The organism is Kutzneria chonburiensis, assembly GCF_028622115.1.
GTDB lineage: Bacteria > Actinomycetota > Actinomycetes > Mycobacteriales > Pseudonocardiaceae > Kutzneria > Kutzneria chonburiensis.
The window spans coordinates 7,419,690-7,442,117 of sequence record NZ_CP097263.1 but is presented as its reverse complement, the minus strand read 5'-3'; the positions used below and the strand labels follow the sequence as shown (position 1 = coordinate 7,442,117).

The window sequence follows — 22,428 nt, the reverse complement described above, 5'->3', positions numbered from 1 at the left end:
CGGTGACGTTCAGGTGGACGAGATACTCGGCCAGGTGCTCCGCAATGCCGTGTGGGAACGCTTGGACATGCTGTCCGAGCTGGCCGACCGGGCGGACGCGCCGTCCCTGCTCTCCGTTGCCCGCTCCGAGCTGCCTCGGCTGACCGACGGCTGGCGAGCCCTGCTGGCCGCGCACGAGCCCGACGAGAAGGGCAACTGCCCCGAGTGCTCCACCCGCTGGCGGCAGCAGAAGTCGCCGTGCTCGGTGTGGCGCGCCGCCTACGAACACCTGGTCGCCGGTGGTCTCGCGCCGCGACCCGCTCGACACATGCTCACCGCGCAGCAGCCGGCTCCGGCGCCGCGCGGATCCCGTCACCGCAGCACGGTTGCGGTGGCCCACTAGCTGGCGGCGTCGGCATCCCGGACACCCCGACCCGGGAACGCTGATCCTCCGCCACCGGCCGGCGACCCGGGGACGTCCGAACCCCCGACCGCGACGTACCGGGTCGCTGGCCAGATAACTCCACAGATTTCCGCGGGCCGGCGCTGAGATGGCGCCGAGTTGACGTCCACTGGGCGCCTACCCCGAACCGGTGACGGTCCGCGGCCACCAACCCCGGTTGGGGGTGCCTGTTTTCCCCGGACAGGCACCCTCAACCGGTCTCAGTTTCATGGCGCCGCCTTCGGCGTCGCGGCTCGGCCCCTCGTGACCCCTGCCTCGCCCTTGCTGAATTTTCCCCCGCCGCATCGGCTTGAGTGCGTGGCCCGTCGGGTGGCGGCGGGCGAAAATCCAGCAACCGTGCGAAGCAGGGGCGGGGCCGAGCGGTCGTTCAGCGAACGGCCCTGATCCTCGTGACCATGAATCCGCCGGCCGTCGTCGCGATCGCGGAGAGCACGAAGAGCGCGGCGTAGCCGCCGGCCAGCTGGAGGGCCAGCCCGGCCACCACGGGCGCGATGACCTGCGGCAACGAGTTCGCGACGTTGATCACGCCGAGGTCCTTGGCCCGGTTCGAGGCGGCCGGCAGCACCTGGGTCAGCACGGCCAGAGCGACCGCCCAGTAGACGCCGAAACCCACGCCCAGCAGCGGGGCGGCGATCAGCGACGCGGTCCAGGTCGGCGAGACGGCCAGGATGATCGCCGAGGCAGCCATCACCACGGCCGCGGCCACGACGTACGGCTTGCGCCGGCCGGACTTGTCGGACATCCGGCCCGCGACCAGCGCGCCGATGGTCAGCGCGATGCCGTACAGCACCATCAGGATCAGCAGCCCGTCCACCGGATCGCCCTGGTAGTGCACCGCGTCGGCCAGGAAGTACAGCAGGTAGAGCGTGCCGAGCGCGTTGCCCAGGTTGACCATGAAGTGGGTGCCCCAGCCCCAGCCGAAGTCGGGGTGCTTGACCGGGGAGATCCACAGCGCGCCGACCAGCTGCCGCAGGCCGCCGTCCGGACGGAACCGGCGCGGCAGCACGGCGTCCGGCGTGAACCGGACGAAGGCCAGCGCGCCAAGCACGACCAGCACCGCACAGGCCACGTAGCCGCCGGCCAGGCTGGTGATCACCACCGACACCAGGGCGGCGCCGGCCACCGTGCCGAGCATCTGGCTGATGCCGATGAAGCCGCCGACCTCGGCCCGCTGCTCCACCGGCACCCGGTCGGGCAGCGCCGAGGTCAGGCTGGCCAGCATGCCGTTCAACCCGGCCTGGACCAGCGACCAGCCGATCACCATGATCACGACGTTCGGCGCGACCGCCAGCACGACCAGGCCCAGCGCGCCGAGCGCGGAGCCGGCCAGCGTCCACGGGTGTCGACGGCCCCACCTCGAGCAGGTCCGGTCGGAGAAGGCGCCGATCACCGGGTTGGCGATCAGCGCGACCACCGCGCCGATGCCGGTGACCACGCTGAACACGGTCTCCTTGTCGGTGCTGGCCAGCAGTTGGGCCTGCTCGGGCAGCAGCACCTGGATCGGCGCGTAGATGCCCAGCCACAGGCCGAGGTTGGCCAGGAACAGCAGCGTGGTCCAGCCGCCACGCACCCGAACGGCGGGTTCGGTGAGCGCGCTCGGTTCGTCGTCGAACGGTCCCGGCCCGTTGACCTCGGCGGCCTGTGCCATCAGTGCTCACCTCTGATCAGGTCGCGGTACCAGGTGAAGGACGCCTTGGGGGTGCGCCGCAGCGTGTCGTAGTCGACGTCGACCAGGCCGAACCGGGGCTGGTAGCCCTTGGACCACTCGAAGTTGTCCAGCAGCGACCACACGAAGTAGCCGCGCACGTCGGCCCCCTCGTGCATGGCCAGCCGCAGCGAGCGCAGGTGCTCGGCCAGGAAGTTGATGCGCTCCTGGTCGTCGACGCCGTCGTAGCTGGCGCCGTTCTCGGTGATCTGCAACGGCGGCAGCCGGTCGCCGTGCCGGTCGCGCAGCTGGCCGAGGAACTGGCGCAGCCCGTCCGGCACCACCGGCGACCCGTTGGTGGTCATCGGGTAACCCTCGACCTCGCCCAGGTCGAACGGCAAGGGATTGCCCTCGGACGGGGCCGAGACCTGGGTCGGCTCGTAGTAGTTGACGCCGTAGAAGTCCATCGGGGTGTTGATCGTCGGCAGGTCGTCGGCGAAGCCCGGCGGCAGCCACGGGTGCATCGACTCCGGGTAGGTGCCGGCCAGCACCGGGTCGGCGAACAGCCAGTTGATCAGGTCGCTGGCCCGGTCCGCGGCCTCCCGGTCGGCCGGCCCGTCGGTGGCCGGCCAGACCGGGCCGTGGTTGTTGGCCGAGCCGATCTGCCTGGCGCCGGCCGCCCGCAGCGCCTGCACGGCCAGGCCGTGCGCCAGGTTCTGGTGGTGGGCGGTCGGGATGGCGTCCATCAGCAGGAATTGGCCCGGCGCGTACTGGCCGATGCCGTAGCCGTAGACCGTGGTCACCATCGGTTCGTTGATCGGGATCCACATCGGCACCCGGTCGGCCAGCTTCGCCCCGACGATCCCGGCGTACTCGGCGAAGTGCTTGGCCGTGTCCCGGTTGAGCCAGCCGCCGGCGTCCTCGATCGGCTGCGGCGTGTCCCAGTGGTAGACGGTGGCGACCGGCGTGATGCCGGCCTCGCACAGCGCGTCGACCAGCCGGTCGTAGAAGCCCAGGCCCTCGGCATTGACGGCGCCGGTGCCTTCGGGTTGCACTCGTGGCCAGGCGATCGAGAATCGGTAGGCGCCGACGCCGAGGTCGCGCATCAGGCCGATGTCCTCCGGGTAGCGGTGGTAGTGGTCGCACGCGACCGCGCCGCTCTGTCCGGAGAACACCCGATCGGGTGTCTCGCAGAACGTGTCCCAGACCGACCTGCCCCTGCCACCCTCAGAGACGGCACCCTCCACCTGATATGCCGAGGTGGAGACCCCCCAGAGGAAGTCGTCGGGGAAGGATGGGAGGACGGGCTCGCTCATGGCACCACCTCTGAGACTTGCGCTACTGCCGAGTAGACATGAAATTTGTTCGGATAGTAGGCGTGTGCGGGGTCACAGGGAAGTGCTCCCCACCCGTCACAGGCGAGAATGCCTGCCACAGCCGTCAGCCAAGGAGTCCGCGTGTCCGCCGACCTGACCACCGACGTGGGTCCGCTGCGTCGCAAGCCCGTCCAGCAGCGCAGCGCCCAGCGGGTTGAGCGCATGCTCGAGGCGTGCGCCTCGCTGATCGAGGAGTTGGGCTACGACGGCGTGACGACCACGCTCATCGCCGAGCGGGCCGGCGTCGCGGTCGGCTCGCTCTACCAGTTTTTCCCCGACAAGCGCGCGGTCGTGCAGGCGCTGACCCTGCGCAACCTGGAGCGCTTCATGGCCAACGTGGTCCAGCGCTTCGACTCGGCCGAGCTGGAGCACTGGTGGGACGCCGTCGACTCGATGTTCGACGTGTACGTGGAGATGCACCGGACGGTGCCCGCGTTCAGCCGGCTGCACTTCGGCGACGTGGTGGACACCCGGCTGCTCGACGACGGCAAGGACAACAACGCGGTCATCGCCGAGGGCCTGGCCGCGCTGATCTCCGAGCGGTTCGGCCGCTCGATGGCCGAGCTCCAGCTGCCGGTCGCGGTGGCCATCGAGGCGGCCGACGGCGTGCTGAAGTTCGCCTTCCGCCGCAACGAGAGCGGCGACCAGATCGTGGTCGACGAGGCGAAGGCCCTGATCAAGGGCTACCTGTCTACCCGACTGGGCGAACCCGAGTAGGTCAGCCGAAGGCCTGGCCCTCGCCGCGGTAGGTGGGGGCCGTCTGCTCCACCTGGTAGCCGCGCACGAGGTGGAACTCGCGGAACCGCTCGGCCAGCTCGCCGGCCTTGGCGTGCCGCATCCAGACCCGGTCGCCGATACGCAACCGGTCGGCCGCCTTGCCGGTGACCGGCGTCTGCACCTCGCCGGCCGCCTCCAGCTTGGTCAGCTTGAGCCCGGCCGGCAGGTACGGCGAGGGCAGCCGGTCCTCGCCGATCGGCCCGGACGCCGGGTAGCCGCCGGTGAACAGCGTCGCCACGTTCGGGCCGGGGCGGCGGACCACCGGCAGCGCGAACAGCGCCGCCGGCCGGGGTTGGAACGACCGGTAGCCGTCGAACAGGGTCGGCCCGAGCAGGCCCGACCCGGCCGCGACCTCGGTCACCGCCGGCTCCGCGGCGGTGCCTTCCAGGCTGCCCGTGCCGCCGCCGTTCACGAACTCCAGCGGAGTCAGTGCCCGTACCGCCGACACCACGGCCGCCCGGCGCTCGGCCAGCTCGGCCGCCGACTTGCCCTGCATCCAGCGCACCGCCAGGCCGCGCAGGGGGTTGCCGGGCGGGGCGTCGCCGATACCGGCGATCTGCCCTTCGTACGCCATGATCCCGACCAGCTTGAAGCCGGGACGTTCGACGATTCGCCTGGTCAGGGCCGCGGCCTGGGCCGCGGTGTGCACCGGCGAGCGCAGCGGGCCGACGTGCAGCTTGCGCGATCCGTTGAGCGGTCGCCAGGACGCGTCGAGCTCGAGGCAGACCCGGATGTCCGGGTGGCCCGGGCCGAGCGCGTCGTCGACCAGGTCGAGGTGGTCGACCGAGTCGACCATGATCGTGATCGCCGCGCGGGCCGCTTCGTCGTGGGCCAGCTTCTGCAGCGTCGCCCGGTCCGTCGTCGGGTAGCCGACCAGCAGGTCGTCGCAGGTGCCCTCGGCGAACAGCCACATCGCCTCGGCCAGCGAGTAGGTCATCAGCCCGGCGTAGCCCGGCACCGCGAGCACCCGTTCGAGCAGGGCGCGGACGCGGACGGACTTGCTGGCGACGCGGATCGGCGTGCCGCCGGCCCGTCGCACCAGCTCGGCGGCGTTGTGGTCGAAGGCGTCCAGGTCGACCAGCGCGAACGGCGGGTCGAACCCGTCGGTCGCGGAGTCGAAGCGGACGCGCTGCTGCTGCGGTGACACAGTTGAACGGTACGTCGGGACGCATTGAAATGTGAATACTTTTCACCTAGCTTGTGTGCAGCGCATCACAGGGTCGCGGAGGGTAGTGATGGTCGGACGTCTCCGGTTGGGCACCGATACGGCACGCCCGGCGCCGTGGCAGAACTGGGCCGGGACCGCTCGGTCGCAGCCGGTGCACGTGGCTCGGCCGCGTGACGTCAGCGAGATCGCCGAGGCCGTGACCGTCGCGGCCAAGGACGGCTTCACCGTGCGGCCGCGGGGCAGCGGGCACTCGTTCACCAGCATCGCCGCCACCGACGGCGTGGCCATCGACCTCGGCGAGTGGTCCGGTGTCGTGCACGCCGACCGGGACAAGCATCTGGTCACCGTGCGTTCCGGCACGCCGTTGCACCGCTTGAACGTCGAGCTGCACCGGCTCGGCCTGGCCATGGCCAACCTCGGCGACATCGACGCCCAGACCATTTCCGGCGCCATCTCCACCGGCACCCACGGCACCGGCGCCCGCCTCGGCGGCCTTTCCACCCAGGTTCGCGCCTTGGAGCTGGTTCTCGCCGACGGTTCCGTGGTCTCTTGCTCCCCCGACGAGCGTCCCGAGCTGTTCAGCGCCGCCCGCGTCGGTCTCGGCGCCCTCGGCGTCATCAGCACTGTGACGTTGCAGTGCGTGCCCGCCTTCGCCCTCAAGGCGCGGGAGTTTCCGCAGCCATTGGACGCGATCCTGGAGAAGTTCGACGCCATGTGCGGCTCCGAGGACCACGTCGAGTTCCACTGGTTCCCGCACAGCGACCGCGTGCAGGTCAAGCACAACGTCCGGCTGCCCGCCGACGCCGCCATCGCCCCACTCTCGAAGGCTCGGCAGTTCTACGAGTACGAGGTGATGGAGAACAGCGCCTTCAGCCTCGTCTGCAAGCTGGGCCGCGCCGTGCCGTCGGTTGTACCCACCCTCAACCGCGTGTGCGCTTCGCTGTGGTCCGAGCGCTCCTACTCCGACCACTCCTACCGCGTGTTCACCACGCCGCGCCGGGTTCGTTTCGTCGAGACCGAGTACGCCGTTCCACGTGAATCACTGCACGACGTCCTCCGCGAGTTCCGCGCCGCCATCCCCGGCCTGCGCCACCCGGTGATCGTTCCCGTCGAGGTCCGCGTCGCCGCCGCCGACGACATCCCGTTGTCCACCGCTTACGGCCGGGACAGCGCGTACATCGCCATCCACCAGTACGTCGGCATGCCCTATCGGGAGTACTTCGACCTCTTCGAGCGCATCGCCGGCACCGTCGGCGGTCGCCCGCACTGGGGCAAGATGCACACCCTCGACTCCTCGGTGCTCGCCACCCGCTACCCCCGCTTCGAGGAGTTCCGCTCCCTGCGCGCCTCCGTCGACCCCAACGGCGTCTTCCGCAACGCCTACCTGGACACCGTCCTCGGTCCCGTGTGACCGTCGGTCATGGGGGCAACCCGCCCCGTAAGCCCTCTCCCGCTCCCCATTCCCCCAGCTCACGCCCTACGCAAACGCTTGTCCACAACCACCCAAGTTATCCACAGGCAACGCCCCGTAAAGATCAACTACCCACCGCCCCCGATAGACTGGCCTCGGGGTCGCCCCCCAGGGTTGGGTGCGGGGCTGTCTTCTGTACCGGATGGGGCGCGTGGCGATCTTGAAGGCCGGCGAGCGGGCGGGGCGACTACCGGAAGTACTGGCGGGTCGCGGTGGGGCGCTGGGCTGGAGCGGCCCGGCCGAACGTGAGACGGCATTGGTCGCCGGCACCGGCTAACAACGGTGTTTCAGCGACCATGGGAAACCGCCTTGGGTGCAAAGCGATCTTGAAGGCGCTCGGGGCTTGGCGTGGGGTTAACCGAGGGCGGCGACGGCGTCGGGGATCGGGGTGTCTCCGGCGATCAACTCGAGGGTGAGACCGGCGGTGCCGGGGGCGTCGAGCAGCGCGACCAACACAGCGGCGACGTCGGCGCGGGTGATGGTGCCCCGCATGGTGCCGGGAGTCTCCAACCGGATCCGATCAGTAGGCGCGTCGTCGATGAGGCCGCCGGGACGGAGCACGGTCCACTCTAGGTCGGTGTCACGGACGGCGTCCTCGGCAGCGGACTTGGCGGCGATGTAAGCGGCCCACGACTCACTGGAGCCGGCGGCGAGGGGTCGGCCGACGCCCATGGAGCTGACGAGCAGGTAACGACGAACACCGGCAAGACGAGCGGCGTCGGCCAGCAGCACGGCGGCGGCGCGGTCGACGGTGTCCTTGCGGTCGGTCCCGCTGTTGGGCCCGGCGCCGGCGGCAAAGATCACCGCGTCGGCGTCCTTGAGGTGCCCGGCGAGCTCGTCGGCGGAGATGGACTCGAGGTCGCACACCACGGCCTCGGCGCCGGCAGCGCGGAGATCATCGCCATGGGCGGGGTTGCGTACCAACCCCACCGGACTGTCACCGCGGGCGGCGAGCAGACGCTCGAGCTTGAGGGCGATCTGGCCGTGTCCGCCGGCGATCACAACGCGCATGTGGTCCGACACTAGTTCAGCTGGCGGTGGCCAGCACCTGCTCATACACGACCTCGTTGACCCACCGGGTGACGGCGGTCTGCTCCAGGCTGACGTGCTCGGGGGTGCCGGCGAGGTCCATCGACACGGTGCCGTCGGGGTCGGCGCTGACGATGGAGAGGCCGTAGCGGCGGGCCCTCGGCAGGCAGTTGCTCAGGTAGTCGTCGGTGAGGGCGACGGATGAGGGCAGCACCACGGCGGCGTCACCGTGCAGCGCAAAGGGAACGGCGGAGGCGAGGCCGGTACGCCAGTGCTTGGCGACAGCGATCACGCCGACGATGCGCACGGCGGCCGGCGGGACCTTGCCGGCCAGCTCGGGCCACACCCAGGTGGCGACGGTGGTGCGGTCGACGACCGGCCCGACGCCGAAGCACAGCCGTTCGGCGTGCGCGTCGGGCAGCAGCTCGGCGACGACGAAGACCTTGCGGCCGAGCAGGGTCAGCTGCGGCAGCAGCACGCCCTTCCAACCGAGCCGCTCGACCGCCTTGGCGGCGAGCTCCTCGGACGGCGCCGGAAGTTCGACGGCGGGGACCGCGCGCGACGGCAGGGTCTTGGCGTTCTTGTGGACTGCTGCCGTGTTGCCAGCGGAGCGGCTCACGAACTTCGCCTCCTCATCAGCCTCGACGACTGTGCCGTCGCGATTTCTTCCGGTTACTGGAGTACCAGGTCTGACCGGCGCGGATTCCGCTGTAAGGAGCGGTGTGCGGTTGGCGGCAATATGCGGTCGGTGACCGGTCGAGAGCCCGGAACGGGACTTCGGTCCGGCGGTGCTGCCGTTCGTGTGAACGGCTCCGTCGGACGGTCGGCGGTCGGTCAGTGGTCGTTCCCCCGCCGATGCACGTGCATCTGCGCAGGAACGAGCCCCCGGTAGCGTTCACGCGAGTGGTGGCAGGCAGGCCGCTGACCAGCCGCGCAGGCCGCCGGACGGGTGAACGGCGACCGTTCGTCGCACGGCTGTCGGCCCGCGCTGCGACGAACGGTCGGCGTGGGCGTGGACAATCGGGGTGACAGAACCGGTACAGTCCGTCACCGGCATTCACGAATGCCTGGCCGGTCCTGCCCACCCCGCTCCCGGCTTGCGGGTGGAGGCGATCGCCGAAAGGCCAACCAGCCTTCTACGTTCTGCGTACTCGTCGACGGTTGCCACGCGCCTTCGCCGAGCCGGGCGGTGAGGGAGCGAGGTTCCCGATGCCACACAGACTGTCCTTGGTCCGCCGACTGGCGCTGCTGCGCCGGATGTACACCGGGGAAACCGATTCGAGCCTGATGCCCGTGGTCACCGCGGGCGTGCAGCGGCTCTCCCCGGACGACCGCGGGCGGCTGCACGAGATGCTCGACAACGACAACGTCGGCCGCCTGTTCGGCGACGACGAGATGCCGCCACCGCCGGCCCATGTGCGCCGCGCGTTGCTGGCCGATGCCCTGACGGAGGGCCAGCGCGAGCTGGAGTCGGGCATCTTCACCGCCGCCGGCCGCGCGGTGAACTACCTGCACCTTCGGATACCGGCTGACCTGCTCCGGCCGGCCCGGGTGTTCCGGATGGTCCGCCCGCACGCCGACGAGATGGTTCTGCACCTGGAGAGCGGCGCCCTCGGCCCGCTGCTGGCCGAGTTGATGCCCCGCGTCGCCGGCGGCGAGATGCTGGGGGTGCCGGGATTGCGCGCCCGCCTGCACCGGCGCCACGTCGAGCTCTATCTCGTGGACGACGTCTCGGCGACCGTGCACCTCTCGAACATCTCCTACCGCCAGTGGCTCGCCGCGCTCGCCTTCGCCGAGTCGCTGGTCGACCTGGGCGAGCTCCGCTGGCTCGGCAACGATCCGACGCCGCTCACCGACATCGAGCGGTCCGTCCTCGACACCCGTCACCGCTCACCGGGCCCGGCCGCCCTGAACAGCTCGCTGCTACGCCGCGCCCGCATCTTCGGCGATGCCCTCTGGCTCACCCCGTGGTCTCGCGGCTGCGAGACCACGCACGTCGAGTGGGCCGGCCAGCCCTCACTCGGTCGAGTGGCCCGCCTGCTGCTGCACCCGCTGCTCGGCCTCCCGGGCGACGGACATCACGTCCGCTACTTCGACGCCAACGGCCTCGTCGTCCTCGATCCGCACGCTCCGCGCTGCCCCATGCACCCTGCGTCCACCGCTCCCGAACTGGCCCTGCGCCCCGAGCCGGCCCCCGATGGTCCACTCGAGTTGTCCTCGCCCGGCTGGCGCGCCGCCGCTTCCCCCTGGGTCGCTTGGCAGCGCGCCCTGGCCACCACCAATCCTTCCCTCCCCAAGCAGCCCGCCGCCCCCACCCCACCCATCAACAAGTGACCGACATCACCCATTAGCGGGACTTCGCCACGGCCGGTTTTAGATGGCCGCTGGCAAGTAATCGAAAAAGCCCATGTCAGCGGCCTAATAAATGGAGATGGACCGGCGGAAACGGGAAGCCGGCGACGGTCGCTCAAGACAAGAGGTGCCGCATGACCTGGGACTTCGAGGTTTAGGGCGGCCGGAGTGGGGGTGTAGGGGGCGAAGCCCCTCCTGCCTGGGGGTGTGGGGCGCGAGCCCCACAACAAAAACGAGAGAGCCTTCTTCGCGCTTTCCGCGAAGAAGGCTCTCTCGCTATCGAGTGGGCGAGGGGGAGTTGAACCCCCACGTCCTTTCGGACACACGGACCTGAACCGTGCGCGTCTGCCATTCCGCCACTCGCCCTCGGTGACGGGAGAAACACTAGCACGGCGGTGGCTCGGTCTCCTAATTGGGCCGTGTCGCACCTCGCGGGCCCGGATACGATCGAGTCAGGAAGTCCGTAGCGAAGGGAACAGCCGTGGGACGCGTGCAGCGCTTCGAGCGCCGCCTTGAGGGCGCTGTGGGCAACGCCTTCGCACGCGTGTTCGGCGGCAGCGTCGTGCCGCAGGAGGTGGCGCAGTCGCTGCAACGCGAGGCTGAGCTGAACGTCAAGGAGCTCGCCGGTGACCGGCTGCTAGCGCCGAACAGTTACCGGGTGTTGCTCGGTGCAGCCGACCACGACCGTTTGGCGGGTGCCGAGCAGGACGAACAGCGCATAACGGAGCTGCTCGAGGACTGCGTCCGCGAGCACCTCGCAGAGCACGGATGGGATACCTATGGTGACGTCGTAGTCTCCCTGGAGCGCTCCGACGCGCTGCACACGGGACAGTTCCGAACCAACTCGTCCGTCGACCCTGACGTACGACGGCCAGCACCACCTCGCACCGCAGGAGACCGATCCATGAGCCAGCCACCAGGCCAGTACCCCCCGCAGGACCCCTACGGTCAGCACCAGGGTCAGCAGGGTTACGGCTATGACCAGGGCTACCCGCAGCAGGGCGGCTACCCGCAGCAGCAGCAACAGCAGCAAGGCGGCGGGTACGACCAGTACGGCCAGCAGCAGCAGGGCGGCTACGACCAGCACGGCTACCCCCAGCAGGGCGGTGGCGGTGGTTACGAGCAGGGCTACCCGCAGCAGGGCGGCGGCTACGGCCAGCCGCAGCAGGGTGGCGGCTACGAGCAGGGCTACCCGCAGCAGGGTGGCGGCGGCTACGAGCAGGGCTATCCCCAGCAGGGCGGCGGCTACGGCCAGCAGCAGGGCGGCGGGTACGACCCGTACGGCCAGCAGGGCGGCTACGGTCAGCAGCAGGGCGGTTACGACCAGTACGGACAGCAGGGCGGCGGCTACGGCCAGCAGGATCCGTACGGCGCGCCTCCCGGCCCGCCGCCGGGTCCGCGCCAGATCACTGCCATCCTTCAGCTGGACGACGGTTCCAACCGCACGTACAACCTGAAGCAGGGCGGCAACGTGGTCGGCCGTGGCCAGGACGCGGACTTCCGACTGCCCGACACGGGGGTCTCCAGGAGGCACCTGGAGATCACCTGGGATGGTCAGAGTGCGATGCTCGCGGACCTCGGCTCCACGAACGGCAGCACGGTGAACGGCACTCCGGTGCAGACCTGGCAGCTCGCGGACGGCGACGTCGTCCGGGTCGGCCACTCGTCACTCGTGTTCCGCACGCAGGGCTGAGTCGGGAGCGGGCGGGTACGAGGTCAGGCGGGAGCGGTCACTACAGGTGCCAGAGCTGGTGTTGCAGCTGACCAGAGCAGGGTTTCTCGCCCTGCTCTGGTTGTTCGTGCTGGCCGCGCTGCGCGTGGTCCGATCCGACATCTATGCCGCGTCGGGGTTGAGAGTCGCGGTGCCCGGCGGGTTCCGCAAGGGTGGCAAGCAGTCGGCCAAGGGGAAGACGGCCAGACAGCTCGTTGTCACTCACGGAGCACTGACGGGCACCCGTATCTCGCTCGACGGCAGACCGATCCTGATCGGCCGGGCCGACGACTCGACCCTCGTGCTCGATGACGATTTCGCCTCGACTCGACACGCGAGGCTGTCGCTGCGAGGCAGCGACTGGTACGTGGAGGATCTTGGCTCCACGAACGGAACATACCTAGACCGGGCGAAGGTCACGGCACCCCTCCGGGTCCCGCTCGGTGCCCCGATCCGCATCGGCAAGACAGTGATCGAGCTGCGCACATGACCCTCGTCCTTCGCTACGCCGCCCGCAGTGACCGGGGCCTGGTTCGAGCCAACAACCAGGACTCCGTCTACGCGGGCCCGCGTCTCCTCGCCCTTGCCGACGGCATGGGCGGCCACGCCGCCGGTGAGGTGGCCAGCAAGGTGGTTGTCGCCGCCCTGGCCCCGCTCGACGACGACGAGCCCGGCGACGACCTGCTCGACCAGCTCCGCGGTGCGGTGCTGGAGGGCAATGGCGCCATCGCCGAGCTGGTGTCGCACGACCCGGATCTCGACGGCATGGGCACCACGCTGACCGCCGTGCTGTTCTCGGGCAACCGACTTGGCCTGGTCCACGTCGGCGACTCCCGGGCCTATCTGCTCCGCGGTGGCCAGTTCACCCAGATCACGCACGACGACACTTTCGTCCAGTCGCTGATCGACGAGGGCCGGATCACCGAGGAGGAGGCCAACGTGCACCCGCAGCGCTCGCTGCTGCTGCGCGCGTTGACCGGCCACGAGGTGGAGCCGAGTCTCGCGGTGCGCGAAGCGCGCGCCGGCGACCGGTACCTGCTGTGTTCCGACGGCCTGTGCTCCTACGTGAGCCACGAGACGTTGGCCGAGGCGATCCTGATCCCGGATCCGCAGGCCTGCGCGGACCGGATGATCGAGCTGGCCCTCAAGGCCGGCGGCCCGGACAACGTGACGGTGATCATCGCCGACGTGGTCGACGTCGACTACGGCGACGACGCGCCGATCGTCGGCGGGGCGGCCGGGGACGGCAGCCAGGACCAGCCGCCGCCGGACTCGCCGGCGTCGAGAGCGGGCGCGATAACCGCCCCACGGACGCCACCGCCACAACCAATGGCGCAGGTAGCACCGACACCGGACCCCAAGGCGAGGAATCGCAAGCGGGTCCGGTTACTCGTCTGGATCGTGGCGATCCTCATCGTGCTGGGGCTGGGCGCGGGCGGCACCGTGTGGTGGGTGCTCGGCCAGTACTACGTGGGCGCCACCGAGGACAACCATGTCGCGATCTTCGAGGGGGTGCGCGGAGGCCCGGTGTTGGGCATCCCGCTGCACCGCGTCGCGGAGACCTCGTGCCTGGACCCGCAGGAGGCGGGCTGCAAGTCGCTGACGCTGGACGAGCTCCAGGAGTCGGCGCGCGAGGACGTGCGCAAGGGCGTGATCCCGGAGAAGCCGGGCGTGGACGGCGCGCGTGACGCCGTGCGGCGGCTGTGGCTGGGCGCGCTGCTGCCCACGTGCACCCCGGACACCGCGGCCACGGGCACGACGACCACGGCGGCCTCCAGCACGACGACCTCGACCAGCGCCTCCGGCACCACGACGAGCAGCACGACCAACACCGCGCCCACGCTGACCAGCACACAGCAGCAGCCGGGCAAGAACTGCAGGAAGGTAGGGGGCTGATGGCCCTCCCGCCCGGTGTACTGGGGGCGGCGACGACGCACATGAGTGCGCCGGGTTCGTCGTCGCCCGCCACACCGACCCGTCGCGGCACCGAGCTCGCGTTGCTCGGGTTCGTGGCGGGGCTGGTCGCGCTGGCCTTCGTGCTGATCTCGGAGAACCAGTTCCAGACCCTCAAGCCCGAGGTGCTGCTGTACGTCGCCGTCTACGCGGCGCTGTTCGGGCTGGCCCACCTGGCCGTGCGCAAGCTGGCGCCGTACGCGGATCCGCTGATCCTGCCGTGCGCGTCGCTGCTCAACGGCCTGAGTGTGGCCATGCTGTACCGGCTGGACACCCCGCTGGCGCAGCAGGCCCTCCAGTCCGGGCACGGCTATTCGAACGCCGCCCCCAAGCAGCTGATCTGGACCGCGCTGTCGCTGGCCGCGATGGTGGTGGTGCTGTGGGGCGTCAAGGACCACCGCACGCTGTCCCGCTACGGCTACACCTTCGGCCTGGTCGGCCTGGTGCTGCTGGTGCTGCCGGGCGTGCTGCCGTGCAGCATCTCCTGTGTCGGCGGCGCGAAGCTGTGGATCATCATCGGCCCGGTGTCGATCCAGCCCGGCGAGTTCGCCAAGGTGCTGATCATCCTGTTCGTCGCGGCCTTCCTGGTGTCCAAGCGGGACCTGTTCACCATCGCCGGCCGCAAGGTCTTCGGCCTCGAGCTGCCCCGGCCGCGCGACACCGGCCCGCTGCTGATCGCCTGGGCGATCGCCATCCTGGTCCTGATGATCGAGACCGAGCTCGGCGCCTCGCTGATGTTCTTCGGCACCGTGCTGGCCATGGTGTACCTGGCCACCGAGCGGTCGGCCTGGGTGTGGATCGGCATCGTGCTGTTCATGGGCGGCGCGACGCTGGCCTACAAGATGTTCATCCACGTGCAGACCCGCGTGACGAACTGGATCGACCCGTTCGCCGACGCGCAGAACGACGGCTACCAGATGGTGCAGTCGCTGTTCAGCCTGGGCAGCGGCGGCATCGCCGGCGCCGGGCTCGGCGCCGGCCACCCGGAGCTGGTGCCGGTGGTCAGCAGCGACTTCATCGTGTCGGCCTTCGGCGAGGAGCTCGGCTTCATCGGCCTGACCGCGATGATCGTGGTCTACATGATGCTGGCCATGCGCGGCCTGCGCAGCGGCCTCGCCGTCCGCGACACCTTCGGCAAGCTGCTCGCCGGCGGCCTGTCCTTCCTGCTGATGTGGCAGATGTTCGTGGTCATCGGCGGCATCAGCAAGCTCATCCCGGAGACGGGTCTGACCGCGCCGTTCCTGTCGGCCGGCGGCTCGTCCCTGCTGGCCAGCTACATCATGGTGGCGCTGCTGCTGCGGATCTCCGACGCCGCGCGACGCCCGCAGGCCAGCCGTCCCAAGCCGCAGGCGCCGATCGCCGAGGCAAGCACCGTCCTCGTGGAGCGACCGACGTGAACAAGCCACTACGCCGGGTCGGCCTCACCATGATGGTGATGGTCCTGCTCCTGCTGGCCAACCTGACCTACGTGCAGGTGATCAACGCCGACACGTACGCCAACAATCCGGCCAACCGGCGCAGCGTGATGGAGGAGTACGGCCGCCAGCGCGGCCAGATCGTCAGCGCCACCGGCACCATCCTGGCCAACTCGGTCGAGACCAAGGACGCCCAGCACTACCTGCGGGTCTACAAGAACGGCCCGGAGTACGCGCCGGTCACCGGCTACTACTCGTCGATCTTCGGCGCGACCGGCATCGAGCGGGCCGAGGACGACGTGCTCAACGGCTCGTCGTCCAAGCTGTTCGTGCGCCGGCTGTCCGACCTGATCACGGGCCGGGATCCGCGCGGCGGCAACGTGCAGCTGACCGTGGACCCGAAGACGCAGGACGCGGCCTACGCGGGCATGACGGCCAAGAACTTCAGCGGCGCCGTGGTGGCGATCAAGCCCTCCACCGGCGAGATCCTGGCCATGGTCAGCACGCCGTCGTTCGACCCGAACCCGCTGGCCTCGCACGACAACGCGACCCAGCGCGACACCATCACCAAGCTGGACGACGACCCGACCAAGCCGGCGCTCAACCGGGCCACCCAGGAGACGCTGCCGCCGGGGTCAACGTTCAAGCTGGTGGTGGCCTCGGCCGCGCTGGCCAACGGCATCGACGACGCCAACACCAAGAACCTGCCGGCCGACCCGACGATCACGCTGCCGGGCACCTCGACCACGCTGTCCAACTTCGCCAACGAGACCTGCCCCGAGGGCACCAACAACCAGGTGTCGGTGTCGATCGCCATCGAGTACTCCTGCAACACCGCGTTCTCCACGCTGGCCGGCAAGGTCGGCAAGGACAACCTGATCCAGCAGGCGGCCAAGTTCGGCATCGGGCAGACCGACCTGACCGTGCCGGTGCCGGTGGCCACCTCGACCGTCGGCTCCATCCCGGACGAGGCGGCGCTGTACCAGAGCGGCATCGGCCAGCGGGACGTGAAGCTGACCCCGATCCAGGACGCCATGGTCGCCGCGACCATCGCCAACGGCGGTGTGCGCATGCAGCCGCAGCTGGTGAAGAACATCCTGGCCCCGGACATGTCGTCGATCTCCTCGTTCTCCCCGCAGGAGGCGCCGGGCGGACCGGCCCTGTCCAAGGACGTCGCCGACCAGGTCAAGGCCATGATGCTGCTGTCGGAGCAGCACACCGGCGGCGCCGGCAAGCAGGCCAACGTCAAGATCGCCTCCAAGACGGGCACCGCCGAGCACGGCACCGACCCCAAGAACACCCCGCCGCACGCCTGGTACGTGGCGTTCGCCCCGGCGGACAACCCGCAGATCGCCGTCTGCGTAGTGGTGGAGAACGGTGGCGACCGCGGACTGGCCGCCACCGGCAGCTCCGTGGCCGCCGGCGTCGGCCGTGCGACCATCAACGCCTACCTCGCCGGGGAGGCTGACGATGCTCACCACCGGGCAGTTGCTCGCCGACCGCTACCGGCTGGCTCGGCGCATCGCCGTCGGCGGCATGGGTGAGGTGTGGGAGGCGACCGACTCCCGGCTGGACCGTGCCGTCGCGGTGAAGGTGCTCAAGCCCGAGCTGTCCGGCGACCCCGAGTTCCTGCACCGGTTCCGTACCGAGGCGCGGACCACCGCCTCGCTCAACCACCCGGGCATCGCCGCGGTGCACGACTACGGCGAGACGGCGTCCGAGCCGGACGGCCCGGAGGACACCGCCTACCTGGTGATGGAGCTGGTGGCCGGCGAGCCGCTGGCCGCGATCCTGTCCGCCCAGGGCCGGATGGCCCCGGACCGAACGCTCGACCTGCTCCAGCAGTGCGGGGCCGCGTTGCAGGCCGCGCACGAGCGGGGCTACGTGCACCGTGACGTGAAGCCCGGCAACATCCTGGTCGGCCCGACCGGCAAGGTGAAGCTGACCGACTTCGGCATTGCCAAGGCGGCTGACGCGGCGCCGGTGACCCGGTCCGGCATGGTGATGGGCACTGCCCACTACATCGCCCCCGAGCAGGCCGTCGGGCAGGAGGCCGAGCCGGCCAGCGACGTGTACGCGCTGGCCGTTGTCGGCTACGAATGCCTGGCCGGCCGGCGGCCGTTCCTGTCGGAAAACGCTGTCACGGTCGCGATGATGCACATCCGCGAGGTGCCGCCGCCGCTGCCGCCGGATGTGCCGCCGGCGGTACGGGCGCTGATCGAGGCGACGCTGGTGAAGGACCCGCGGCAGCGCTACCGCAACGGCGGCGAGTTCGCCGCCGCGGTCGGCGCGGTACGGGCCGGACTGCCGCTGCCGACGCCGTCGGGACTGGCGATGGCGATTCCGATGCAGCAGCAGCGGCCGATGGTGGCCGGCCCGCCGACCTATCCGCCGGGGGCCATTCCGGTGGTTCCGCCTCAGGTCCCGCCGTCGGGTGCTCCGATGGGGTCCGGCACCGGTACCTTTCTGCTGGGACCGCAGCCTCAGCCCAGACCGAACCGGACCGGGCTGTGGGTCCTGCTGGCGTTGTTGGTGGTGATTCTGGTGAGCCTGCTCGCGGTCTGGGGGATTCGCGAATGGCAGCGCTCGGGTGCGGGGACCGAGGGCACCGGAAGGCCGACCACGGCAAAGCTCACCGGTGACCGACCGGCACAGGACCGATGTCTGGGGACGGTCACCTGCGCGGGGCGGGGTCCTGGTGGCTGAGGCGGGCGGCAGGAGCATGATGGGACGACTGTTGACGAGGAACGAGACGACGCACCGATGAGCACTCCGCGACTGCTCTCCAACCGTTACGAACTGGGCGAGACCCTCGGCTACGGTGGGATGTCGGAGGTCCACAAAGGCCGCGACGTCCGTCTCGGCCGGGACGTCGCCGTCAAGGTGCTGCGCGCCGACCTCGCCAGGGATCCGCAGTTCCAGGAGCGCTTCCGCCGCGAGGCGCAGAACGCCGCCGCGCTCAACCACCCCGCCATCGTCGCCGTGTACGACACCGGCGAGACCAAGACCGAGTACGGCCCGCTGCCCTACATCGTCATGGAGTACGTGGACGGGCGGACGCTGCGGGACATCGTGAAGACCCAGGGGCCGCTGACCGGCAAGCGGGCCATGGAGGTCATGGCCGACGTCTGCGCGGCGCTGGACTTCAGCCACCGGCACGGCATCATCCACCGTGACGTGAAGCCGGCCAACATAATGATCACCAAGACCGGCGCGGTGAAGGTGATGGACTTCGGCATCGCCCGCGCCATCCACGACGGGCAGGCCGCCGTCACGCAGACCGCCGCCGTCATCGGCACCGCCCAGTACCTGTCGCCGGAGCAGGCGCGGGGCGAGGCGGTCGACGCCCGTTCCGACGTCTACGCCGCCGGCTGTGTGCTGTTCGAGCTGATGACCGGCCAGCCGCCGTTCACCGGCGACTCCCCGGTCGCCGTCGCCTACCAGCACGTGCGGGAAGAGCCGCCGGCCCCGTCCTCGGTCAACCCGCAGGTCACGCCGGCGCTGGACTCCATCGTGCTCAAGGCCATGGCCAAGGGCCCGGCCAACCGCTACCAGTCGGCCGCCGAGATGCGGGCCGACCTGGTGCGCGTGCTGTCCGGCCAGCGGCCGTCGGCGCCGGCCGTGATGTCGGCCGAGGAGCGCACCGCGTTCATGGGCAACGGCAACGGCGCCCGGACCCAGGTCGTCACCGGCCGCCACCGGCCCGCACCGGCCTCGGAAGAGCCCGAATACGACGCCTACGACTTCGAGGCCGATGAGGAAGCGGAGCGCCGGGCCCGCCGCAAACGTGCGCTGACCATCGCCGGCGTGGTGCTCATCTGCATCGCCGTGCTGGCCCTCGCCGCCTGGCTGACCACAATGTTCCTCAGCGGCAACGGCAATAACAACAGCGCCAACAACGCCGAGGTGCCCAAGGTCACCGGCATGCAGCAGTCGGTGGCCCTGCAGATGATCCGGGACAAGGGTTTCGTCAACCCGACGGTCAACTACGTCCCCTGCGGCGCATCCGTCGACGGCTCCACGCCGACGTGCACGACCGACCAGGTCGGCAACGTCATCAGCCAGGACCCGCAGTCCGGCACCGTGCCGAAGACGACCTCGATCAAGCTGGTCGTCGGCAAGGCGCCGAACACGTTCGCGCTGCCGGACGAGCAGGGCAAGTCGCAGGACGACGCGACCAAGGAACTCCAGTCCCGCAAGCTCGTGGTCTCGCCGACCACCACCACCGAGGTCGTCCAGGACACGAAGCTCATCGGCAAGGTCAGCTCGACCAGCCCGCCGGCCGGCTCGCCGGTGGCCGAGGGCGCGACCATCACGCTGGTCATCGGCAAGGGCCCGGACCTGGTGGACGTGCCCGACCAGACCGGCCAGCCGTTCGACGTGGCCAAGAGCAATCTGGAGGGCGCCGGCTTCAAGGTCTCGAAGTCGACGAAGTCCAGCACGCAGCCCAAGGACCAGGTGCTCAGCCAGAACCCGACCGGCAAGGCCGCCCCGAACAGCACGGTGACGTTGACCGTGTCGCTCGGCGACCAGTTCACGATGCCCAACCTGACCGGGCTGACGGTGTCGGCCGCGCAGAGCAAGCTCCAGTCCCAGTACGGCTGGACCGGCCAGTTCAGCATCACGACCGACATGGACATCACCAAGCCGCCGAACACCATCGAGTCCTCGAACCCGGACGCGAACCAGGTGGTCGGCAAGAACCAGACCATCCAGATCCAGGTCTACCAGCCGACCGGCACCACGACGACAACCGGCAACGGCGGCCACTGACCCAGACGAAGGGCCCGGCACTCTGCGAGTGCCGGGCCCTTCGTCTGTCTCGGGTCAGACCGCCGCGGCGGCTGCGGCCAGGCGGCGCATGCCGGCCTCGAGCTCGTTGACGCGCTCGGGCGCGACCGGGAAGCCGGCGGCGGCCATCCAGTTGGCCAGCATGCGATGTCCGCAGTCGGTCAGCACGGACTCGGGATGGAACTGCACACCCTCGATGGGCAGCTCCCGGTGCCGCATGGCCATCACGATGCCGCTCTCGGTCTGGCCGGTGACCTCCAGCTCGGCCGGCACGGTCTCGGGCAGCACGGTCAGCGAGTGGTAGCGGGTCGCGACGAATGGCGACGGCACGCCGTGCAGCACACCGACACCGGCATGCTCGACGAGGCTGGTCTTGCCATGCAGCAGCTCGGGCGCGCGGTCGACGGTGCCGCCGAACACGACGCCGATCGCCTGGTGGCCGAGGCAGACGCCGAGCACCGGCACACGCTTCGAGGCGCAGTAGCGGATGACGTCCATGCTGGCGCCGGCCCGTTCTGGCGTGCTGGGCCCAGGGCTGATCAGCACCGCGTCCGCGGCATCGACGTCGGAAAGCTGCACGACGTCGTTGCGCCGCACGACGCACTCGGCGCCGAGCTGCGCCAGATACTGCACGAGGTTGTAGACGAAGCTGTCGTAATTGTCGACGACCAGGACGCGCATGATGTGAAACTACCCCGTTGTCACCTGGTTGAAGGGCAGAAGCGGCTCTACCCACGGGAACACGACGAGCATCAGCAGGGCCACGATGCCCAGCACCAGCACGACCGCCTCCGCGACCTTGGCCGCGGTCGGTCCCGGCAGGTGCCGCCAGATCCAGCCGTACACGTCAGTCGGTCTCCTTCAGCGCCGGCGGAACCTGCTCCGGATGCTTCGGGTCCTTCGGGTACTGGTTGGTCAGCACGCTGTGCAGGATCAGCCGGTGCGACGCGGAGAACTTCGGCGTGCAGGTGGTCAGCGTCATCAGCGAGGCCTGCTGGCCGGCCGGCAGCTGGAGGTTGGCCTGGTGCGGCACGGGGGCGATGACGTCGCCCTGCGACGGCAGCACCGTCTCCTGCCCGACCAGCCCGGCGTACGGTCCGCCGAGCGGGGCGACGCCCTTGCACTGCGGCTGCGCGCCCTTGCCGGTGGCCCAGCCGGCCACCTCGTCCTTGGTCGGCAGCATCCGGTAGACGAACCAGTCGGTCTCGGTCTCCACCACGATGGCGTCGCAGGAGCTGATCAGGTCAAGGTCGTTGAACGGCGCGCCCTTGCCGACCCGGTGGCCGGCGACCGCGAAGTCGCCGGGCTGGCCGGGCAGCGCGCTGCCGATGTAGTGGCCGGGACCGATGTCCAGGTCGGCGTCGGTGGTGCCCTCGACGATGGTGAAGTGGTAGTCGGCGCCGAGCGCCGGCACGTAGAGCTTGGCGAAGCCCTTGCCCTCGGCCAGGTCGTAGTGGGTGCCGCGCTGCGGCCCGTTGCCGACCGTGTCCTGGTCCTTCCACTGGCTGTCCAGCGAGGACGTGGCCTGGTTCTGCTTGCCGGCCGAGATCAGGTCGGTCCAGTAGACCTCGTAGACCACGAAGAGCAGGATCACCATCCCGGCGGTGATGAACAGCTCGCCGAAGGAGCGGACCACCTTGCGGGCGGTGTCCTTGGGCGGCGGCGGTGACTCCAGCCGGTCGTCGTCCTCGATCCAGCCGGTGTCCTCCTCGTCCGGCTCCGGGATGAATCGCTGGTCCTGGGGACCCGCGTGCAGCACGTCGATCTTCGGGAGGAACGCGGTGGGCTGTTCGGGCGCAGGACGGGGACGCCAACCGGCCGGCCGTCCCGCTGCCGGCGGCGGGTTGTGGTTCACGTGAAACCCTCCTGTGCCCCTGACCTCAACTAGTGGTTCGCTGGCATCCTCGTTTACGTTAACGTGTTACCCCTGGCAGTGGTTGCCCGCGCAGCCACCGATGCCTCACGCGCGAGGTCAGGCGAGGAAAGATGCCCAAGTCGAAGGTCCGCAAGAAGACGGTCTACACGCCACCGACGGATCGGCGCACGCCGGTCAAGGTCAAGGCGGTCGGCCCGTCCCACCCGGTCTACGTCACGATCATGCTCGGCCTGATGCTGCTCGGCTTGGCCTGGCTGGTGGCGTACTACCTGGTGCCGACCGGCATTCCGGTGATGGAGTCGCTCGGGTCGTGGAACTTCCTGATCGGCTTCGCGCTGATGATCATCGGTCTGCTGATGACGATGAAGTGGCGCTGACAGTTCACCCAGCGTGATGACGACCCGGGCGTGACACGTCCGGGT

General features: G+C 69.9%; 21 protein-coding genes and 1 tRNA gene. 13 read left to right on the top strand and 9 right to left on the bottom strand.

The features are described 5' to 3' along the window. Positions 1-13: 13 nt before the first annotated feature. The gene (locus M3Q35_RS34220; RefSeq protein WP_273936656.1) at positions 14-382 is read left to right on the top strand and encodes a hypothetical protein; all 369 of its coding nucleotides are present in this window, start codon (positions 14-16) and stop codon (positions 380-382) included. A 427-nt stretch (positions 383-809) separates the two neighbouring features. On the opposite strand, the gene M3Q35_RS34215 is transcribed toward M3Q35_RS34220, so the two are convergent. Both M3Q35_RS34215 and M3Q35_RS34210 read right to left on the bottom strand, forming a co-directional pair. Beyond that, positions 810-2,090: an MFS transporter gene (locus M3Q35_RS34215; RefSeq protein WP_273936655.1), complete on the bottom strand. Its 1,281-nt coding sequence runs from the start codon at positions 2,088-2,090 to the stop codon at positions 810-812. Next, the gene (locus M3Q35_RS34210) at positions 2,090-3,403 is read right to left on the bottom strand and encodes a GH1 family beta-glucosidase (protein WP_273936654.1); all 1,314 of its coding nucleotides are present in this window, start codon (positions 3,401-3,403) and stop codon (positions 2,090-2,092) included. Before M3Q35_RS34210 ends, M3Q35_RS34215 begins: the two co-directional genes overlap by 1 nt. Positions 3,404-3,511: 108 nt before the next feature. Here M3Q35_RS34210 and M3Q35_RS34205 point away from each other — a divergent pair, with 108 nt between their 5' ends. Beyond that, positions 3,512-4,180, top strand: a complete 669-nt coding sequence (locus tag M3Q35_RS34205; RefSeq protein ID WP_379794397.1) for a TetR/AcrR family transcriptional regulator — start codon at positions 3,512-3,514, stop codon at positions 4,178-4,180. 1 nt (position 4,181) lies between these two features. Here the strand turns inward: M3Q35_RS34205 and M3Q35_RS34200 are convergent, their stop codons facing one another. Next, positions 4,182-5,387, bottom strand: coding sequence for an amino acid deaminase/aldolase (locus M3Q35_RS34200; RefSeq protein ID WP_273936653.1), 1,206 nt, complete (start codon positions 5,385-5,387; stop codon positions 4,182-4,184). 88 nt (positions 5,388-5,475) lie between these two features. Between M3Q35_RS34200 and M3Q35_RS34195 the strand changes: the two genes are divergently transcribed. Both M3Q35_RS34195 and M3Q35_RS34190 read left to right on the top strand, forming a co-directional pair. Continuing rightward, positions 5,476-6,819, top strand: a complete 1,344-nt coding sequence (locus M3Q35_RS34195; protein ID WP_273936652.1) for a D-arabinono-1,4-lactone oxidase — start codon at positions 5,476-5,478, stop codon at positions 6,817-6,819. Positions 6,820-7,030: 211 nt separating this feature from the next. Further along, positions 7,031-7,156, top strand: coding sequence for a hypothetical protein (locus M3Q35_RS34190; RefSeq protein WP_273936651.1), 126 nt, complete (start codon positions 7,031-7,033; stop codon positions 7,154-7,156). A 77-nt stretch (positions 7,157-7,233) separates the two neighbouring features. On the opposite strand, the gene M3Q35_RS34185 is transcribed toward M3Q35_RS34190, so the two are convergent. After that, positions 7,234-7,890, bottom strand: a complete 657-nt coding sequence (locus M3Q35_RS34185; protein ID WP_273936650.1) for an NAD(P)H-binding protein — start codon at positions 7,888-7,890, stop codon at positions 7,234-7,236. 16 nt (positions 7,891-7,906) lie between these two features. Further along, positions 7,907-8,527 (bottom strand): hypothetical protein, encoded by a 621-nt coding sequence (locus tag M3Q35_RS34180; protein ID WP_273936649.1) that lies wholly within the window; start codon positions 8,525-8,527, stop codon positions 7,907-7,909. A gap of 590 nt (positions 8,528-9,117) precedes the next feature. Between M3Q35_RS34180 and M3Q35_RS34175 the strand changes: the two genes are divergently transcribed. Then, positions 9,118-10,242, top strand: coding sequence for a hypothetical protein (locus M3Q35_RS34175; protein ID WP_273936648.1), 1,125 nt, complete (start codon positions 9,118-9,120; stop codon positions 10,240-10,242). A gap of 302 nt (positions 10,243-10,544) precedes the next feature. Here the strand turns inward: M3Q35_RS34175 and M3Q35_RS34170 are convergent. Further along, positions 10,545-10,626: transfer RNA gene (locus M3Q35_RS34170), tRNA-Leu, on the bottom strand. Between the two features lie 115 nt (positions 10,627-10,741). Between M3Q35_RS34170 and M3Q35_RS34165 the strand changes: the two genes are divergently transcribed. From M3Q35_RS34165 to pknB, 7 genes are read left to right on the top strand one after another with little or no spacing between them, the layout of a single operon-like run. Further along, positions 10,742-11,953 (top strand): DUF3662 and FHA domain-containing protein, encoded by a 1,212-nt coding sequence (locus M3Q35_RS34165; protein ID WP_273936647.1) that lies wholly within the window; start codon positions 10,742-10,744, stop codon positions 11,951-11,953. 46 nt (positions 11,954-11,999) lie between these two features. Continuing rightward, positions 12,000-12,461: an FHA domain-containing protein FhaB/FipA gene (locus tag M3Q35_RS34160; protein WP_043720461.1), complete on the top strand. Its 462-nt coding sequence runs from the start codon at positions 12,000-12,002 to the stop codon at positions 12,459-12,461. Beyond that, a complete protein-coding gene (locus M3Q35_RS34155) occupies positions 12,458-13,867 on the top strand; it encodes a PP2C family protein-serine/threonine phosphatase (RefSeq protein WP_273936646.1) in 1,410 nt (469 codons plus the stop codon). The genes M3Q35_RS34160 and M3Q35_RS34155 overlap by 4 nt, the downstream gene beginning before the upstream one ends. Continuing rightward, positions 13,867-15,321 carry an FtsW/RodA/SpoVE family cell cycle protein gene (locus tag M3Q35_RS34150; protein WP_273936645.1) on the top strand — a complete coding sequence of 485 codons (1,455 nt, stop codon included), beginning with the start codon at positions 13,867-13,869 and terminating at the stop codon, positions 15,319-15,321. Before M3Q35_RS34155 ends, M3Q35_RS34150 begins: the two co-directional genes overlap by 1 nt. Then, positions 15,318-16,883, top strand: coding sequence for a peptidoglycan D,D-transpeptidase FtsI family protein (locus tag M3Q35_RS34145; protein ID WP_273936644.1), 1,566 nt, complete (start codon positions 15,318-15,320; stop codon positions 16,881-16,883). The genes M3Q35_RS34150 and M3Q35_RS34145 overlap by 4 nt, the downstream gene beginning before the upstream one ends. Next, positions 16,810-18,045, top strand: coding sequence for a serine/threonine-protein kinase (locus M3Q35_RS34140; RefSeq protein WP_273936643.1), 1,236 nt, complete (start codon positions 16,810-16,812; stop codon positions 18,043-18,045). Before M3Q35_RS34145 ends, M3Q35_RS34140 begins: the two co-directional genes overlap by 74 nt. Positions 18,046-18,102: 57 nt before the next feature. Continuing rightward, positions 18,103-20,112 carry a Stk1 family PASTA domain-containing Ser/Thr kinase gene (gene pknB, locus M3Q35_RS34135; protein ID WP_273936642.1) on the top strand — a complete coding sequence of 670 codons (2,010 nt, stop codon included), beginning with the start codon at positions 18,103-18,105 and terminating at the stop codon, positions 20,110-20,112. Positions 20,113-20,166: 54 nt separating this feature from the next. On the opposite strand, the gene M3Q35_RS34130 is transcribed toward pknB, so the two are convergent. The 3 genes from M3Q35_RS34130 to M3Q35_RS34120 are packed head-to-tail and all read right to left on the bottom strand — an operon-like array spanning position 20,167 to position 21,985. After that, complete coding sequence (locus M3Q35_RS34130; RefSeq protein WP_273936641.1) at positions 20,167-20,811, bottom strand: aminodeoxychorismate/anthranilate synthase component II; 645 nt, start codon at positions 20,809-20,811, stop codon at positions 20,167-20,169. Positions 20,812-20,820: 9 nt separating this feature from the next. Next, complete coding sequence (locus M3Q35_RS34125; RefSeq protein WP_184863455.1) at positions 20,821-20,976, bottom strand: hypothetical protein; 156 nt, start codon at positions 20,974-20,976, stop codon at positions 20,821-20,823. A 1-nt stretch (position 20,977) separates the two neighbouring features. After that, entirely contained in the window at positions 20,978-21,985 is a 1,008-nt protein-coding gene (locus M3Q35_RS34120) for a class E sortase (RefSeq protein ID WP_337960504.1), read from the bottom strand. 131 nt (positions 21,986-22,116) lie between these two features. Here M3Q35_RS34120 and crgA point away from each other — a divergent pair, with 131 nt between their 5' ends. Continuing rightward, positions 22,117-22,383, top strand: a complete 267-nt coding sequence (gene crgA / locus M3Q35_RS34115) for a cell division protein CrgA (RefSeq protein WP_273936640.1) — start codon at positions 22,117-22,119, stop codon at positions 22,381-22,383. Positions 22,384-22,428 lie beyond the last annotated feature (45 nt).

What these genes read in the sequence shown, in the direction of transcription:
- M3Q35_RS34130 (WP_273936641.1), bottom strand. Translation starts at nt 20,811, where the DNA reads ATGCGCGTCCTGGTCGTCGACAATTACGACAGCTTCGTCTACAACCTC.
- pknB (WP_273936642.1), top strand. Translation starts at nt 18,103, where the DNA reads ATGAGCACTCCGCGACTGCTCTCCAACCGTTACGAACTGGGCGAGACC.
- M3Q35_RS34205 (WP_379794397.1), top strand. Translation starts at nt 3,512, where the DNA reads ATGCCTGCCACAGCCGTCAGCCAAGGAGTCCGCGTGTCCGCCGACCTG.
- M3Q35_RS34150 (WP_273936645.1), top strand. Translation starts at nt 13,867, where the DNA reads ATGGCCCTCCCGCCCGGTGTACTGGGGGCGGCGACGACGCACATGAGT.
- M3Q35_RS34210 (WP_273936654.1), bottom strand. Translation starts at nt 3,403, where the DNA reads ATGAGCGAGCCCGTCCTCCCATCCTTCCCCGACGACTTCCTCTGGGGG.
- M3Q35_RS34175 (WP_273936648.1), top strand. Translation starts at nt 9,118, where the DNA reads ATGCCACACAGACTGTCCTTGGTCCGCCGACTGGCGCTGCTGCGCCGG.
- M3Q35_RS34140 (WP_273936643.1), top strand. Translation starts at nt 16,810, where the DNA reads ATGCTCACCACCGGGCAGTTGCTCGCCGACCGCTACCGGCTGGCTCGG.
- M3Q35_RS34185 (WP_273936650.1), bottom strand. Translation starts at nt 7,890, where the DNA reads ATGCGCGTTGTGATCGCCGGCGGACACGGCCAGATCGCCCTCAAGCTC.
- crgA (WP_273936640.1), top strand. Translation starts at nt 22,117, where the DNA reads ATGCCCAAGTCGAAGGTCCGCAAGAAGACGGTCTACACGCCACCGACG.
- M3Q35_RS34155 (WP_273936646.1), top strand. Translation starts at nt 12,458, where the DNA reads ATGACCCTCGTCCTTCGCTACGCCGCCCGCAGTGACCGGGGCCTGGTT.
- M3Q35_RS34195 (WP_273936652.1), top strand. Translation starts at nt 5,476, where the DNA reads ATGGTCGGACGTCTCCGGTTGGGCACCGATACGGCACGCCCGGCGCCG.
- M3Q35_RS34215 (WP_273936655.1), bottom strand. Translation starts at nt 2,090, where the DNA reads ATGGCACAGGCCGCCGAGGTCAACGGGCCGGGACCGTTCGACGACGAA.